General features: G+C 43.3%; 14 protein-coding genes. 9 read left to right on the top strand and 5 right to left on the bottom strand.

Annotated elements, in window-relative coordinates; genetic code table 11:
- Nucleotides 1-198: 198 nt before the first annotated feature.
- Complete coding sequence (locus CAG58_RS06935) at nucleotides 199-1,365, top strand: lytic polysaccharide monooxygenase (RefSeq protein WP_161426128.1); 1,167 nt, start codon at nucleotides 199-201, stop codon at nucleotides 1,363-1,365.
- A gap of 139 nt (nucleotides 1,366-1,504) precedes the next feature.
- Here the strand turns inward: CAG58_RS06935 and CAG58_RS06930 are convergent, their stop codons facing one another.
- Complete coding sequence (locus tag CAG58_RS06930; RefSeq protein WP_161426127.1) at nucleotides 1,505-3,757, bottom strand: TonB-dependent receptor domain-containing protein; 2,253 nt, start codon at nucleotides 3,755-3,757, stop codon at nucleotides 1,505-1,507.
- A gap of 117 nt (nucleotides 3,758-3,874) precedes the next feature.
- The gene (locus CAG58_RS06925) at nucleotides 3,875-4,798 is read right to left on the bottom strand and encodes a LysR family transcriptional regulator (protein WP_161426126.1); all 924 of its coding nucleotides are present in this window, start codon (nucleotides 4,796-4,798) and stop codon (nucleotides 3,875-3,877) included.
- Nucleotides 4,799-4,931: 133 nt separating this feature from the next.
- On the opposite strand from CAG58_RS06925, the gene CAG58_RS06920 reads away from it, so the two are divergent.
- Both CAG58_RS06920 and CAG58_RS06915 read left to right on the top strand, forming a co-directional pair.
- Nucleotides 4,932-6,191: an adenylosuccinate synthetase gene (locus CAG58_RS06920; RefSeq protein WP_004396887.1), complete on the top strand. Its 1,260-nt coding sequence runs from the start codon at nucleotides 4,932-4,934 to the stop codon at nucleotides 6,189-6,191.
- A 101-nt stretch (nucleotides 6,192-6,292) separates the two neighbouring features.
- A complete protein-coding gene (locus tag CAG58_RS06915) occupies nucleotides 6,293-6,511 on the top strand; it encodes a DUF3820 family protein (protein ID WP_004396888.1) in 219 nt (72 codons plus the stop codon).
- Between the two features lie 13 nt (nucleotides 6,512-6,524).
- On the opposite strand, the gene CAG58_RS06910 is transcribed toward CAG58_RS06915, so the two are convergent.
- The 3 genes from CAG58_RS06910 to agaR all read right to left on the bottom strand — a co-directional run bounded on the left by CAG58_RS06910 (nucleotide 6,525) and on the right by agaR (nucleotide 10,133).
- Nucleotides 6,525-7,985: a sensor domain-containing diguanylate cyclase gene (locus CAG58_RS06910; protein WP_154170855.1), complete on the bottom strand. Its 1,461-nt coding sequence runs from the start codon at nucleotides 7,983-7,985 to the stop codon at nucleotides 6,525-6,527.
- A 348-nt stretch (nucleotides 7,986-8,333) separates the two neighbouring features.
- Complete coding sequence (locus CAG58_RS06905) at nucleotides 8,334-8,936, bottom strand: Fic/DOC family protein (RefSeq protein ID WP_154170857.1); 603 nt, start codon at nucleotides 8,934-8,936, stop codon at nucleotides 8,334-8,336.
- A 420-nt stretch (nucleotides 8,937-9,356) separates the two neighbouring features.
- Complete coding sequence (gene agaR / locus CAG58_RS06900) at nucleotides 9,357-10,133, bottom strand: transcriptional repressor AgaR (protein ID WP_004396891.1); 777 nt, start codon at nucleotides 10,131-10,133, stop codon at nucleotides 9,357-9,359.
- A 244-nt stretch (nucleotides 10,134-10,377) separates the two neighbouring features.
- Here agaR and kbaZ point away from each other — a divergent pair, with 244 nt between their 5' ends.
- From kbaZ to agaF, 6 genes are all read left to right on the top strand, one after another.
- Complete coding sequence (kbaZ, locus tag CAG58_RS06895; RefSeq protein WP_154170858.1) at nucleotides 10,378-11,658, top strand: tagatose-bisphosphate aldolase subunit KbaZ; 1,281 nt, start codon at nucleotides 10,378-10,380, stop codon at nucleotides 11,656-11,658.
- Between the two features lie 12 nt (nucleotides 11,659-11,670).
- The gene (locus tag CAG58_RS06890; protein ID WP_154170859.1) at nucleotides 11,671-12,828 is read left to right on the top strand and encodes an SIS domain-containing protein; all 1,158 of its coding nucleotides are present in this window, start codon (nucleotides 11,671-11,673) and stop codon (nucleotides 12,826-12,828) included.
- 13 nt (nucleotides 12,829-12,841) lie between these two features.
- Nucleotides 12,842-13,315 (top strand): PTS N-acetylgalactosamine transporter subunit IIB, encoded by a 474-nt coding sequence (gene agaV, locus CAG58_RS06885; protein ID WP_004396894.1) that lies wholly within the window; start codon nucleotides 12,842-12,844, stop codon nucleotides 13,313-13,315.
- Between the two features lie 18 nt (nucleotides 13,316-13,333).
- Complete coding sequence (agaW, locus tag CAG58_RS06880) at nucleotides 13,334-14,113, top strand: PTS N-acetylgalactosamine transporter subunit IIC (protein WP_040905236.1); 780 nt, start codon at nucleotides 13,334-13,336, stop codon at nucleotides 14,111-14,113.
- Complete coding sequence (agaE, locus tag CAG58_RS06875; RefSeq protein WP_161425970.1) at nucleotides 14,103-14,960, top strand: PTS N-acetylgalactosamine transporter subunit IID; 858 nt, start codon at nucleotides 14,103-14,105, stop codon at nucleotides 14,958-14,960. The genes agaW and agaE overlap by 11 nt, the downstream gene beginning before the upstream one ends.
- A 169-nt stretch (nucleotides 14,961-15,129) precedes the next feature.
- The gene (agaF, locus tag CAG58_RS06870; protein WP_154170861.1) at nucleotides 15,130-15,564 is read left to right on the top strand and encodes a PTS galactosamine/N-acetylgalactosamine transporter subunit IIA; all 435 of its coding nucleotides are present in this window, start codon (nucleotides 15,130-15,132) and stop codon (nucleotides 15,562-15,564) included.
- Nucleotides 15,565-15,592 lie beyond the last annotated feature (28 nt).

Here is a 15,592-nt window from a genome sequence, read left to right as displayed (position 1 = left end):
TTTGGAAGGCAGGTTGTATTTTGGAGCATCGATAGTGGTCTTTGACTTGGGTTATCAGTGAATCTTGCTAGCTTTAGGACGTATTGGGTTTGAAAAGACAGCCCATTTTTATGGTGATGGTTGAGTTGGTTGATCATCGTAAAACATCGCCCTAGTTCATGGGTCATTACTAACATCGTCAGTGGAAGGAGCCGAACAATGAAACATCGATTAGTCCTGAGTACTTTGTGTATCAGTTTATCTATTCCCTCATTAGCTTTTGCACATGGCTGGGTTGAGTTTCCCAGTGCGCGGCAAAATACGTGCTATTTAGATGGTGGGTTTTGGAGTAACGCTATACCTAATGCGGCTTGCCAAGCGGTTTATGATCAATCGGGAGCTTATCCTTTTGTGCAGCGTAATGAAGTGGCTGCGAATGTGGCTCGTTATCGAGATCTCGAGCAGGTGAAAGCCGTGATACCGAATGGTCAGCTTTGTTCTGCCGGTCACGCAGCTAAAGCTGGGTTAAATATTGCTTCTCCTCATTGGCAGAAAACACCGATTCAGTTAAACGAAGATAATCAACTGGATTTAGTCTTTCATGCGACTGCGCCTCATAATCCATCATACTGGGAGTTTTACTTAACGAAACCTGAGTATGACCCAAGTCTGCCTTTGACATGGGATGATTTAGAGTTAATTGATGAGGCAGGCAACACCACCGTGGGTGCTGATCGAAAATATCGATTTACGGTCAATTTCCCTGAGGGACGCAGTGGTGATGCGATTTTGTATACCCGCTGGCAGCGAGTTGATCCGGCGGGCGAAGGGTTTTATAACTGTAGTGATATCACCTTTGTGGGTGGAGAGGCCCCAACGCCGCCTACTGAACCGAGTGAACCTGAGCAACCGACAGATTTAACGGCATTAGGTTATTTTGTGCCAACAGGGTTTGGACCAGTGGAAAGCGGCGATCATGTCCGATTTCGGACCTTTAACCAACAAGGGCAAGAGCTGACGGATATTCATCTCGAGATTTCAGCCAATAACAGACACACTTGGCCTGTTGAACTGGCGGGTCAGTTTAATCAGCAGCAGGCGGGACATTGGTATATCGGTATTTGGCACCAAGAAATGAACCACTATATGTTTGATACCAGAAATATCCATACTAACCAAGTGTTTGCGCCACATGGTCAGTTTAGCTACCAATTATCATTACAAAAACAAACACCGCCACCAGTGACCCCTGATAACGCGTGGCAAGAGAGCAAAACATACACCGCTGGTGATATTGTTGTTCACCAAGGGCGTGAATGGACCGCGCAGTGGTGGACGAAAGGAGAAGAGCCGGGAACCACCGGAGAGTGGGGTGTTTGGCGCTAAGATGAGTTAACTTCTTAGTGTGACTCCTGTTAATTGTTTGAAGTAGGCAGCAATATCGCTGCCTATTTGAAGAAGAAAAATCATCAAAATACAGCCAAGTTAAGGAGCAGTAACTCCTTCACTTGATTTGATATCTCGATTAATAGTGTACTTCCACACCAAGAGTAATCGTTCTGCCTGGATCGGGCATGCTGATCACCGCTCCCGGTTGTACTTGATAACGGTCAGTGAGGTTATTAATGGCCAAAAACAGCTGTGTGTTAGGGTTTAAGGCATATTGAGAGTAGAGATCAATTTTATAATCCGCTGGGATATCGATAATCGCACTGGCACCCGTGCCCGCTAACCAATTACTTGGATTCGACTTACCGGAGTGATAAGAGACCTTGATACCAGTATCAAGGGTATTATTAAAAAATTGCGTGCCAAGATTGAGGTGTATGTTTTCTTTGGGGGGAATACGCGTTGGGGTTAATCCCCAAGCAAAGCCCATAGAATTACAGCGCTCGCTTTCTGCATATGCCGCTTGGTCTGTAGAGCAAATTTTGGTTTCACTGTATAAGGTAGCGGCAAGGTGAGCGTATAACCACGCATAGTGATATTTGGCGCTCAGCTCCCAACCAGAGAGCTGCATTTTATCGTAATTGGTAAAGGTAAAGTTGGAACGCCATTCAGACATTCCCGGCGTTTTGGGCAATACCCCACCAGAAATATAATTTTTAATGCTGTTTCTAAAATAAGACACTGATAGATGAAGATTATCTCCACTCGCGATTGTATCCGTGCTATGCCATTGCACGCCTACCTCGTTATTGAACGATTGCTCAGGTTTGAGAGGGTTGAAAGGATTGTAGCTGAATACCTCATTCGATAGTGTCGTTTCATATAAGCTCGGCATTCGATAAGTACGTGAGGATTTCAAAAATAGCTGGGTACTTGGGGTCAACTGATAAGTGAGTTCACTCAGTAAATCCACTTTTTCTTTGTAATCGAGATGTTGCTTAGTTTGATGATCGGTTGATTTGGCATTATGGACATTTAGCCCCAATTTTATTTTCAGCGGCGCATAATTAATATCAGCATTAGCAAACAGGTTTTGTGCACGGCGCTTACCATCACGAGAGGTCACGTTCTGGGTAAAACGCGTTTGTCCATCTTCTTCAGGCGATAAGCGCTCTTGCTGCTGCGCAAAACCATAAGTTAAACGCACAGGCCATTCGGTCAGTAAGCTCTCATTACTGACGCTAAAGCCGGAACGGTCATTGCTGTAGCCATGGAAATACTGCTCGGCATTAGTGCCGACGGCCCAAAGCCCGTTATATTGAGCGAGCTTCGCATCGGTGTACCACACATTGGCGTGTAGATTTAGCCAAGGATGATCAGGCTGATAGTAGTAATTGGCGGCATAAGTATTGACTTTCGCTGTGCCTAATCCCCACTGAGGCATCATCTCTTGACCATCGGGTAGCGGGTTGCCCTCGTGGTCATAATCGTATTTTTCCCAATAAGCGGCCAGTACTTCACCGGCTTTTTGTTGGTAGTAACGATAGGTGAGATCGGCATTATGCGCGGTGCGATTGTTGGTGGCTAATTTTAAGAGCCACGAATCACTTTCAAAGCTGGTGTTAACCACTTCTTGTCCTGGGCCAACCACCGGGTCTTGATAATCGTCATAGCCATTTTTACCGGAAAAATGGTTGCCTTTTGAGCGTTTACTATAGGCGAGTACGGTACTAAATAACTCATGTTGATAACCAAGGCCAATCATGGCTGAGCCGTGTTCAAATTTGTATTCAGAGTCACGGTTCGCTAATAAATAGCGGCCTTGTTGACGGTAATCGCCACTGACTTCTGGGGTACGATTATGGTTATTGGCCCGAGCTTTAAATATCACACCAAAAGAGCTGTCATCTTTAATTACATCGTTAATGGTTAGCGTGGTGGCGTTAACCACGCCGCCAACAGCGCCGCTAGCGTAAGGTGAACTATCCATGGTCGCACCTTGATGAACCGTCAAGGTGCTGAGTAAGTCAGTATCAATATAAGTTCGGTCACTGACGCCTTGGTAACCACGAGAGGTGTGAGTAGATTGCAAGCTGCCATCAATAAAAATCGGTACTCGACCTTCGCCTTGCAAGCCGCGAATGCCAATATCCAATGCGCCAGCTTCATTATGCATATTATTACTTTGTATGCTGGTGATCCCAGAAAAGATATCCGCATTGGCGATACCACGCATTTTGTCTAAATCACTGCGTAATCGTTGATGAGTAGGAATGGGTTGCCCATGTACGGTGATGGTTTCATCGGTTTCTGATGGAGCGGCGGTTTCTGCTTGAGTTGCGCTGGTCAACAGAAGAGGAATAAGAGCCAACAAAGGTTTCAACGGCATAATTTGATCCTTGTCAAAATGAGAGCAAGGATACTGATGTAATTGATAATTATTATCAATACGTTTTGCTGAAATAATTTGTGACTTGAATCACATTTTGGTGCTGGTATTTAACCATTAAGTCAACGATTGCGATTTTTGGATTTCTTCATCGACCCACACCAGCAACTGTTTGATCGCTCTTGAGAGCAATTGGTTTTGGCGCACGATATAACCCAAACTGGTGGAAGAAAAGTCGGGCAGTGGGGTAAGCGTTGTGTGTAATGTCCTTTGCGGATTGACTGAAAACGTAGGGATAATCGCGACTCCGAACCCCGCTTCTGCCCAGTCAATTTGTGCATCCACACTACCGACTTCCATAATGCGATAGTTAGGCAGGTTCAGTTTCGGCAAACTGAGATCGATTAAATCTCGAGTACGAGTATCATGACCCAGCAGAATAAGCGTCGGTTCATCTACGGTGAGAGGAGCTTGTGAATGATCGCTCACCGCTAGGCTTTGATTCGCGGCCTGCGCCTGCCACTGCGCGAGTCCATTGCCGATTGCGCACCACTGCACCTCACGTAGCTCGGTAAAACTCAGAGGTGCTTCTTCTTTTTGCGCGATCACAAATCCCAAATCGGCTTTGGCCGTTTTCACCAGCTCTGCCGCTTGTGAAGAGGTGGTATTAAATAATGACAGGTCGATCCCCGGATAGGTTTTACGAAACAGCTGAAAAGGGCCAATCAAGAGTAAGCGAGAGATGATATCGCTGGCTGCAATGGTTAAGGTGCCCTGATGAAGATGGTTAATGGCATTGAGATCGGCTTGGCAGACTTGTAATTCAAGTAAGGTTTTCTCTGCACTTTGCAATAATCGCTCACCCGCTTGAGTCAGTTGAAAAGGATTACGTTCAATCAATTTGACTCGCGTTGCTTGCTCTAACTGTTTTAAATGCAAGCTAACGTTGGGCTGTGTCATGTGTAATGCCGCGGCGGTTTTACCAAAATGTTGATATTTCGCTAAAGTGACAAAGGTATTGAGCCAGTGAATATCAAGCATGATAGATCCTTAAACGAAAGCGCATTCAGTGAGGGCGATATGGAATTCTTATCAGAGTTATAATAATAATTAATTTTTCATATTTCAATCTTAGGCATAGGATGGTGGCACTTGCTTTTAAGGAGAGTAACTCATGTCGTCGATTGTTGTTGTTGGTGCTAACTGGGGTGATGAAGGTAAAGGTCGGATTGTTGATTATCTTGCCGATCAAGCTTCAGCCAGTGTTCGTTTTCAAGGCGGAAATAACGCCGGTCACACCGTAGTTAATGAATTCGGAACCTTTAAATTACACCAATTGCCGAGTGGCGTGTTTAATCCAGATTGTTTGGCGGTACTTGGCCCAGGTATGGTGATAAGCCCTGAGTTATTGTCAAAAGAGATGGCGGAAGTTGAGCAATCAGGCGTATCGCTACGCATGGCGATTTCCGATCGTGCGACTTTGTGTTTGCCTCTCCATGCTTTAGAAGACAGTTTAGAAGAAGCACGTTTAGGCGATCGAGCCTACGGCTCTACTCGTCAAGGCATTGCTCCGGCTTATGGTGACCGAGTGATGAAAAAAGGCATCTTAGTTGGCTGGTTAAAGCAACCTGAAGTGTTACAAGAACGCATTCAATTTTGGCTAGATTGGAAATTGCCCCAACTCAAAGCCCTTTACCCAAGTTTTGAATTTACCCAAAGCGCGGCGGAAATGGCAGCATGGCTACTAGAGGTTGCTCAGCCATGGTTAGCATCGGTTTGTAATGTCACCGTACCGCTAAAAGCGATTCAAGCCCAAGGTGGAAACTTGTTGTTTGAAGCCCAGTTGGGCGCTGGCCGTGATTTGGTGTACGGCGAATACCCATGGACAACGTCTTCTCATGTGACTTCTGCTTACGCAGGTTTGGGCGGTGGTTTACCCGCATTGCGTCCAGAGCGAGTGATTGCCGTGGCGAAAGCCTTTAGCTCATCGGTTGGCACTGGCACCTTGATCACCGCGATGGAAGAGCAAGATGCGTTTCGTGAAAAAGCCAACGAGTTTGGCGCGACTACTGGCCGTCCACGTGATATGGGTTATTTTGATGCCGTAGCAACCCGTAATGGGGTTGAGCTACAAGCGGCAACCGAAGTTGCTTTGACCAAAATTGACTGCTTAACGGGCTTATCTGATCTGAAAATTTGTGTCGGCTATCAAGGTCATCACAGCGAAAACCCGATTTGGCCACAAACGGCAGCTCTGGCGCCTATTTATGAGCAAATGGAAAGCTGGCAAGAAGACATTACCGGTTGTCGCACCTTTGAAAGTCTGCCGCTTGCGGCTCAAAAATACGTGCTACGGATTGAAGAGCTATTGCAAGTGCCGGTATCGATGATTTCGGTAGGGCCTGAACGTGAGCAAATGATCTTACGTGGTTAAGAACCACTAATAAAGCTATCAGTCTCCCACAGCACTTGCTCTGCTCGGGAGACTTTTTGTATGCTGTCACCTCCAATGACCCACCGAGCCTAAGTGACATCATGTTAGAAAAAGAAAACCTACTCAAACTCGCCAGAATGCCCATGCCTTTTGGCAAATATGCTGGTAGGGTCTTGATTGATCTACCTGAAGAGTACCTACTGTGGTTCGCCAACAAAGGTTTTCCCGAAGGGGAATTAGGCCAACTGCTTCAGCTGTGTCTGGCATTAAAAATCGAAGGTTTGGATAGTGTCGTTAAGCCACTTAAGCATAAACACTAAACACTCGGACTGTTCATGAGCACACTACACGATTGCGCCCCGAAGATTTTGCACGATACAATGCTCTATCCGCATCAAAATAAGCCGTCTCTATTGGATTATCTTTAGTTATATCTAACAATGAAATCCCGATGCTTACCGTAATACTCACCTCTTGTGGAAGGCATGGAAAGGTCAGTTCACTAACCGCTAAACGCAGCTTTTCTGCATGTTCTACGGCATCTTGTAATGAAATATTCGGCAGCAGTACCATAAACTCCTCACCACCAAACCGCGCGACCGCATCACCTTCTCGAATATTTTGATTTAAGCTATGAGCAACGCAACAAAGTACTTGATCACCGATTGGGTGTCCGTATGTATCGTTAATTCTTTTAAAATAATCGATATCAATGAGTAAGATTGCAGAGACACCTTCTACCTTACGTAATCGAGTTAATTCTAACTGAATAAGCCCTGATAGGTATGCGCGATTAAACAGCCCCGTTAGGCAATCAGTACCTGCTTGATATTCAAGATGGAGTGTCTTCTCATCTACTTTGTGCCGTGCAAGCATAATAGAAGCAAAAATCACTAAAAATAGTAATAGGCTAAGAGAGCCACCCAGAAGTGCACTACTTTTTAAACTTTCATTGATGCGAGACTGAATGGATTCGGCAGATTTTTCTACCACTAACCAAGTATTCCAAGTATCCATAAAGCGTATCCAGAGTAATACCTCTGAATCATCTCTATTAGCAAAACTTAATGCTATGCCGTCTCTATTTTTATCAAGAAAGTTGAACTCTATATCCCACAGATCGCTTAAGTTAAGCTGCTCCGCTAATAACTGTCGGTTTCTTGCATAAACCAGTTGACCATCTAATCGCGCCAGATAAACGTCAAAACCTTTAAGGCGGCCATAAGTCATCAGCAGATTACTAAAATCTTCGGTATCGACTCCCACACCAGTAAGGCCTAGAAATTCGCCATTATGATCAAAAAGAGGAGCATTAACCCATATGTGCAACTTATCTTCTTCAGCGTAATACCATGTATCTATATTGATATCTCGTAAGGTTTCACGATAAAGATAATACCATCCATCTCGTGATACATTATTGGGATCAAGTTTTATGATTCGCTGATCATCTGAATAGTAAGTCTCGGAACGATCACTGACTATGCTAGCATCCGCTAAACGAAATCGTAGACTAATGTCACGTAAGAAAGTACGTAATATATCAATATCTTGTTCGCCAGCTAGAATCCAGTCACGTATAAAATTATTATGCTGTAGTTCACCACTAATTCGATGATATTCGCCAGCTGTTCTATCGACGCTTGCCGCTAATGCCATACCTATCGAAGGTAATTCATAGTGTTGGATAAAGTGTTTAACTCTACGACTATCTTGCCAAGCATAAAAACTCGTGAGTACTAGGAATGCTAGAAACACCACCAAGCTTAGCGAATGAAATAGGCGATCTTTCATTACGTAGAGTCCAGACAAATATCATTGATGATTTTCATCCTAGTATAGAAAATCTAAATATCCTATTTTGATAAAAGCAACTTGTAGGGCGGTTCAAGATAAACTCGTTTTTAAGAATGGATCAAGAGATGGAATCTATTACAATCGTGATGCTTTAAGAACTTATGGTATGTGGAGCTACCGTTCTTATCCACTAGAATCTCGCTAAGTGCACGTTGTGTAATTTGTTGTTGCCGTGCTGGTGGTGACAACAAATTACATTCAATTCAGCATGAGTTGACTTGGGGCATTTGGATAATGAGTAGGACTTGACCTTGCGTGAATCATGAAGGTAGTGAATAAAGCAATTTACAAGAGCTTGGTTTGGCTGATCGCTCTATCAAATAGTTTTTCGAGAAGCGATAAATTGCCGTGATAGCCTTGAATATTGGCTTCAAGCCAGTGGTCTTTGGATACTTCAGGCCAATCAAGTTCATACCCTGCTACAAAAACTAACTCTTCAAAGAAAAATCGCGTTGCTCTGCCATTACCTTCGCGAAAGGGATGAACGATATTAATTTCACAGAAAATATCAGCAATCAGGCGCACAAACGCAGCTCTATCGACACAGTTACGTAGCTGAGGAATTCGTGCCAATTGGCGGTTTAGCTCTCTTTCAATATAGAGACAATTACAAAAGCGCGTCGTGCCCTTGCTAATATCAACATCGCGATAGTTTCCAGCCCATGAGTAGACATCTTGAAAAAGTACCCAATGTAGGGTTCGAAAGTGTTCAACGTCGAATTGCTCTAAAGTAGAAAGGTGGCTGACGTAGTGGATATATCGGTATTCAGAAAAGGCGGTTTCCGCCTCATGCAGTTCATCACTGCCTTGAATATTCAGTTGATTTTCGAGTGTCTCCGAGTCGGGATAGCAATAATGATCCCGACTGACGCCGTACTTATCTCGCATATTGGCGCTTTAGTGCTTCTAGAGTTGAGGGTTTACCACTAGCGATTAGCCCCTCATAGGATGCGCTAACTTTGAAATTACTCAGCTTGGGCACAAATTTTCGTTCCACAGAGCGCTCTGGAATATCAATTTTGGCATGACTATTCTGCATATATTCTCTCAACCTTATGATGTCACGTTGTCAGTGTAATGGTGTGGCCAATCAGGATCAAATTCAAAAAATTTTATATCTCTCAGATTTGAAACTACGCACCGTTGCTATGCTTTGATCTCCTCTGATGGTCGAATTCATTGATGTGAATAGCGACCTAACACAGTATTGTTATAGGTAGTCATTTTTCTGATGTAGCGATAGTATTCGATCACTAGAAGAGCTGGTGCTAATTTTGAGTTTTTTGCCCTAGACCTTCATAGTAAAGGCTATTGCTTCACTACAATGACAGTAATGCCAAGTTGCTCAAGCCCCTGTAGATATTCTTTAGGAATACCTTCGTCAGTCACTATTTTATCAACTCGGGCGGTTTCAAGAATTTTATGTAGACTCACTTTGCCAAATTTAGATGAATCGGTTACAACAATCACTTCATCGGCAATATTGCACATTCTACGGTTAAGTCTTGCTTCATTCTCATTGTAGGTAGTTATGCCTTTTTCTAAATTAAATCCATCAACGCCAAGAAATAATTTATTAAAGTGATAGTGTTCTAGAATATTATCGGCTTCTATTCCATAGAAGGACATCGATTTTCTGCGAAGTTTTCCTCCCGTTAGCATGACTTCAACCCCTTCTGCAGAAAAAAGGGCGTTGGCGATATTTAATCCATTCGTCATCACTACTAGATCATGGGCATTTCTTAATGCTTCTGCAATATAGTAAGTTGTCGTACCTGAATCGAGTATTAAAGTATCCCCCTTCTCAATTAACGTTACTGCCGCTGCTGCAATTTTTTGTTTTAAGACTTTATTGAGTTGATTTTTATCTTCAACCGAGTGCTCATGAAGACGAATATCACCATCTTGAAGATATGCTCCTCCATAAGCACGTGTTGCGATACCTTGTTTTTCTAAAGCGGCTAGATCATTTCTAATCGTGACCGTTGAAACCCCAAATTTTTTCGAAAGATCAGTAACCTGAACACTTCCGTTTTTCTTCAGGAGTGCAATCGTGTGTTCACGTCTTTCGCTAGTATTCTTCACTTTTAGTTACCCTATTTTCTGATAATTACGACTTATCAATATTGTTGTTATGAGTAGGAATCAAAAGGACTATCATATTTCGTTTTGTTTCTTTTGTCTTCAGTTGCCTCTCAATACTTCATTTCTTTCGTTTTCTTTCTTTTTGTTTTTGTGAGTCACTTATCAATTGCTGTTTTCTTTTGTTTTTATTCGTTACGTTTTGATTTATGTTTAAATCATAAAATAAAAAGGAAAGGTAAGGAAAATGAACCCTCTTGTGGAAATCATTAAAAAGCACAAATCTGGAAAATCTGTTGGTATTTATTCTATCTGTTCAGCTCACCCACTGGTTATCGAAGCTGCAATTCAGTATGCCAAGAGTGACAATAGCGAATTATTGATAGAGGCAACATCAAATCAAGTAGATCAATTTGGTGGTTATACAGGCATGACGCCAAAAGATTTCAAAATAATGGTTAAACAATTAGCCACCAAAGCTGAGTTTCCTATAGAACGTATCACACTCGGTGGTGATCATTTAGGGCCAAACCGTTGGCAGCATCTAGATGCGGAAACGGCAATGAACTATGCAGAAGAGCAGATTACAGCGTATGTCGCTGCGGGATTTCAAAAAATTCATCTAGATTGCAGCATGAGTTGCTTCGGTGATGAAAAGCCATTAACTGATTTTACTGTTGCGAAGCGTGCTGCTCGCTTAGCATTAGTGGCAGAGAAAACCGCCTGTCATTTATTTGGCCAATCATCATTAGTTTATGTAATAGGAACGGAGGTTCCGGTTCCTGGCGGTGCAGTAGAGGAACTCGATTGTTTACAAGTGACTCAGCCGCAAGCCGCTATTGATACTATAGAAACGCATTATTCAGCATTCTCTGACCTTGGTTTAGGCGATATCTGGTCACGTGTTATAGGTGTTGTTGTGCAGCCAGGTGTTGAGTTTGATCATCAAGGTATTATTGATTATTGCCCAGAGAAAGCACAGGCGCTGAGTAAAGTCGTTGAACGTTATCCTCATTTGGTGTTTGAAGCTCATTCGACGGATTATCAAACCGCACAGGCTTATAAAGCATTAGTTCGCGATCACTTTGCGATTTTAAAAGTCGGTCCAGCTTTAACATTTGCTTTGCGTGAAGCGCTATTTTCCCTCTCATGTATTGAAGAAGAATTGATTCCAGCAAGGCATTGCTCTGGATTGCGGCAAGTGCTTGAAGGTGCAATGCATGCTGAACCTAAGTATTGGCAGGGGTATTACGAAGGAGACAGCGAAACCCAGCGTTTAGCTCGCAGCTTTAGTTTTTCTGATCGTATTCGCTACTATTGGCCTGATCAAAAGGTCAATGACGGCTTAGCTGTGCTATTACAAAATTTACAAGATCATCCTATTCCTCTGCCGTTAATCAGCCAATATCTCCCCCTTCAGTTTCAAGCCATCCGTGAAGGTAGGCTCACTCCTGAGCCCAAGACAATCATTCTTAATAAAATTGGTGAAGTGGTTGCGTTATACGCTGCTGCTTGCCGTGATAAATAGAAGGTTAACCTTATGTATTTAAATATTTCTCAACAACAGCTAGCGACTAAAAATGGACTAGCCACGGCTAAAGAAATTACTCAGCAACCAGATGTCTGGCAAAGAACTTTGCAAAAGTTGATATCTCAGCAAGCCATTATTCATGATTTTATGAACTCATTCTTTTCTTATCCCAATGGACGCATTGTTTTAACGGGAGCTGGGAGTTCTGCGTTTGCTGGACGAGCACTTGCCCCTTATCTATCTGGAAAATTAAAGCGTCGAATTGATGCGATAGCAACGACTGATATTGTTGCCGATCCCGATGAGTATTTCGCTGAAAATTGTCCAACCTTACTCGTTTCTTTTGCTCGCTCTGGTAATAGCCCAGAAAGCGTTGCTGCAGTTGAACTTGCCAGCCAAGTCCTTGATAACTGTTATCACTTGGTGATTACGTGTAATGATCAAGGCAATCTGTATTTACGAGCCATGGGTGATTCAAGGAGTCTAGCATTATTAATGCCACCAGAAACGAATGACTTAGGCTTTGCTATGACCAGTAGCTTAACGAGCATGATGCTCGCTTGTCTATTCACGTTATTACCTCAGCAATTTGATAGTGAACGATTTCACTCGATAGAACAGGCGTGTCGTACCATTCTTAACTCTCAATTAGAAAGCATTATTTCCTTAGCTAGTTTACATGCAAACAAAGTGATTTATTTGGGGAGTGGTAGCCTACAAGGGGTCGCACAAGAAGCTGCATTAAAGTTGCTTGAGTTAACGGCGGGTAAGCTCTCCGTCACGTTCGATTCCCCTGTTGGTTTTCGTCATGGTCCTAAGTCGGTTGTCGATGATGCTAGTCTGATTTTTATTTTTATTTCGAATGATCCTTATACCCGCCAGTATGACCGGGATCTCTTGAGGGAGTTACGAGCGGAAAATAAAGCCTTGAAAGTGGTGGCGTTAACAACGGAAGTCGATGCCATGATTGCGGAAGGCGATTATTTTCAAATTCCAGATTTTGTGGGTGCGGATGATGCGGCACTGGTTTTTCCATTTTTACTATTTGCACAGATTTATGCGTTTACTCGCTCGTTTGATCTCGAAATTGGTCCAGATAATCCTTGTCCTAGTGGTGAAGTAAATCGCGTTGTACAAGGTGTCACTATTTATCCATTTAATCGTTAGAAAGGAATAGATAATGCCAAATATCGTATTAAGTCGTATTGATGAGCGTTTGGTTCACGGTCAAGTGGGTGTGCAATGGGTTGGGTTTGTCGACGCCAATATTATTGTTGTTGCTAATGACGAAGTTGCCGAGGACAGCATCCAACAAAGTTTGATGGAAATGGTGATCGCTGAAGGGATTGCGATCCGTTTCTGGAGCATACAAAAAGTCATCGATAATATTCACAAAGCCTCTGAGCGCCAGAAAATTTTGTTGGTGGCAAAAACACCGTCTGATTTTTTAAAAATAGTCGAAGGGGGAGTTCCAATCCAAGAAATTAATATTGGTAATATGCATTATGTGGATGGAAAAAAACAAATTCATAAAACCGTTTCCGTGAATGCACAAGATATTGAAAGCTTTCAACAATTAAAAAAACATAACGTGAAATGCCGTGTGCAGGGAGTCCCTACCGAATCTGCTACGGATATTTTTGAATTACTTTAATTATAAAGGAACTGAAAGATGGAAATAGGATTCATGCAAGCGTTGATGCTGGGAATACTCGCATTTTTCGCTGGATTAGATCTCTTCAACGGTTTAACTCACTTTCATCGCCCCGTGGTATTAGGCCCTTTAGTCGGCTTGATTTTGGGTGATTTACCTACGGGGATATTAGTGGGCGGAACATTAGAGCTAGTTTGGATGGGATTAGCCCCATTAGCGGGTGCTCAGCCACCCAATGTTATTATTGGGACTATTGTTGGGACGACGTTTGCCATCAGTTCTGGCGTGCCTGCTGATGTCGCTGTTGGGGTCGCGGTACCCTTTGCGGTTGCAGTACAAATGGGGATTACTTTCTTATTCTCTGTGATGGCACCAATGATGTCTAAATGTGACCAAATGGCAGATAACGCCGACACTAAAGGCATTGAACGCGTCAACTATTTTGCGCTACTGGTATTGGGTACGTTTTATTTCTTATGGGCTTTTCTTCCAATCTATTTGGGTGCAGAACACGCCAAGGTTGCTGTTGAAGCGCTACCTAAAACCTTGATCGATGGTTTAGGGGTTGCGGGTGGCATCATGCCAGCTATTGGTTTTGCGGTCCTGATGAAAATCATGATGAAAAATGCCTACATTCCTTATTTTATTCTTGGATTCGTCGCGGCAGCTTGGCTTGAACTTCCTGTGTTAGCGATTGCCGCTGCAGCACTGGCGATGGCATTGATTGATTTTATGAAAAAAGGAACAGACACCACTGTTGTTGCGACTAAACAAGAGGAATTTGAAGATGGAATCTAATCACAATATCGATGTCAACCAAGCACCTGACGTCCCACAAGATGAATATAGTGATAAATCGATTGGTACTGAGTTAACCAAATCAGACATTAACCGAATGGCATGGCGTTCACTACTATTACAAGCCTCATTTAACTTTGAGCGTATGCAAGCCGCAGGATGGTTATATGGGCTATTACCGGCACTAGAAAAAATTCATACCAACAAAAGTGATCTATCCAAGTCAATGCGTGGGCATATGGGCTTTTTTAATACACACCCATTCTTAGTCACGTTTGTAATGGGCATTATTTTGGCGATGGAGCGTTCAAAACAGAATGTGAATAGTATCCAAAGTACTAAGATCGCGGTTGGTGCTCCCATGGGAGGAATTGGCGATGCCATGTTCTGGCTCACTTTGCTGCCGATTTGTGGCGGGATTGGTGCCGATCTCGCATTACAAGGCTCGATTCTTGGGGCGGTCGTTTTCTTCTGTTTATTTAACGTGGTTCATTTTGGCCTTCGATTTGGTTTAGCACATTACGCTTACCGAATGGGCGTAGCAGCGATACCGATGATTAAAGCCAATACCAAAAAAGTAGGTCATGCGGCCTCCATTGTTGGGATGACGGTGATTGGTGCACTGGTCGCGACGTATGTACGCCTCTCCACTACGCTAGAAATTAATGCTGGTGATGCGGTGGTTAAGTTGCAAGCGGATGTAATTGATAAGCTGATGCCTGCATTCCTTCCATTAGTGTATACCTTGTTGATGTATGCTCTGGTTAAACGTGGTTGGAGCCCAATTAAACTGATTGTGGTCACGGTTGTGATGGCGGTTGCGGGTCGTTTTATCGGTTTCTTATAACATTTTAACCGAGATAGAAGATGAACAATCAGAGGGGGGCGTGAATGCCCAAAGGGATAAACATTCCTGCCAATCTACTTAGCATTGCTATGAGCGTTGGATAATACATGACCTCGCTCATGCTTTTAGTCAGCTGGATCCCCCCTCTCCAATAGAAGAGGAAAAGAAGATGTTGAGTGTGATTATTTCTGGCCATGGCGCGTTTGCTTCAGGCATGGAAAAGGCTATGCACCAAGTGATTGGGGCACAAGAGCAATGTGTAGCGATTGACTTCCCTCCGGAATCGACGACCCAACAACTGCAAGAACAATTTCGAACCGCAATGGAGAACGTTGGTACACAAGATGGGCTGGTATTTATCACCGACTTATTGGGTGGTAGTCCCTTTCGTATCGCGTCAACCCTTGCTTTAGAACACGGTAATATAGAAGTCATTACTGGGGCTAACCTGCAATTAATTTTGGAGATGATGTTGGAGCGTGACGAACTCAATATTACCGAGTTTAGAGAACAGGCCTTGTTATGTGGCCACCGTGGAATGACATGTTTATTTGATGAGTTAGCCAAACAATCACAGACCGAAATGGCATGTGAAGGCATTTAACCAAATGCTTTTGTGATATGTCGAGGAG

This window comes from Vibrio sp. V31_P5A7T61, assembly GCF_009904895.1.
GTDB classification, from domain to species: Bacteria; Pseudomonadota; Gammaproteobacteria; order Enterobacterales; family Vibrionaceae; genus Vibrio; species Vibrio metschnikovii.
The sequence above is the reverse complement of the archived record's forward strand: the minus strand, read 5'-3'. Positions and strand labels throughout refer to the sequence as shown.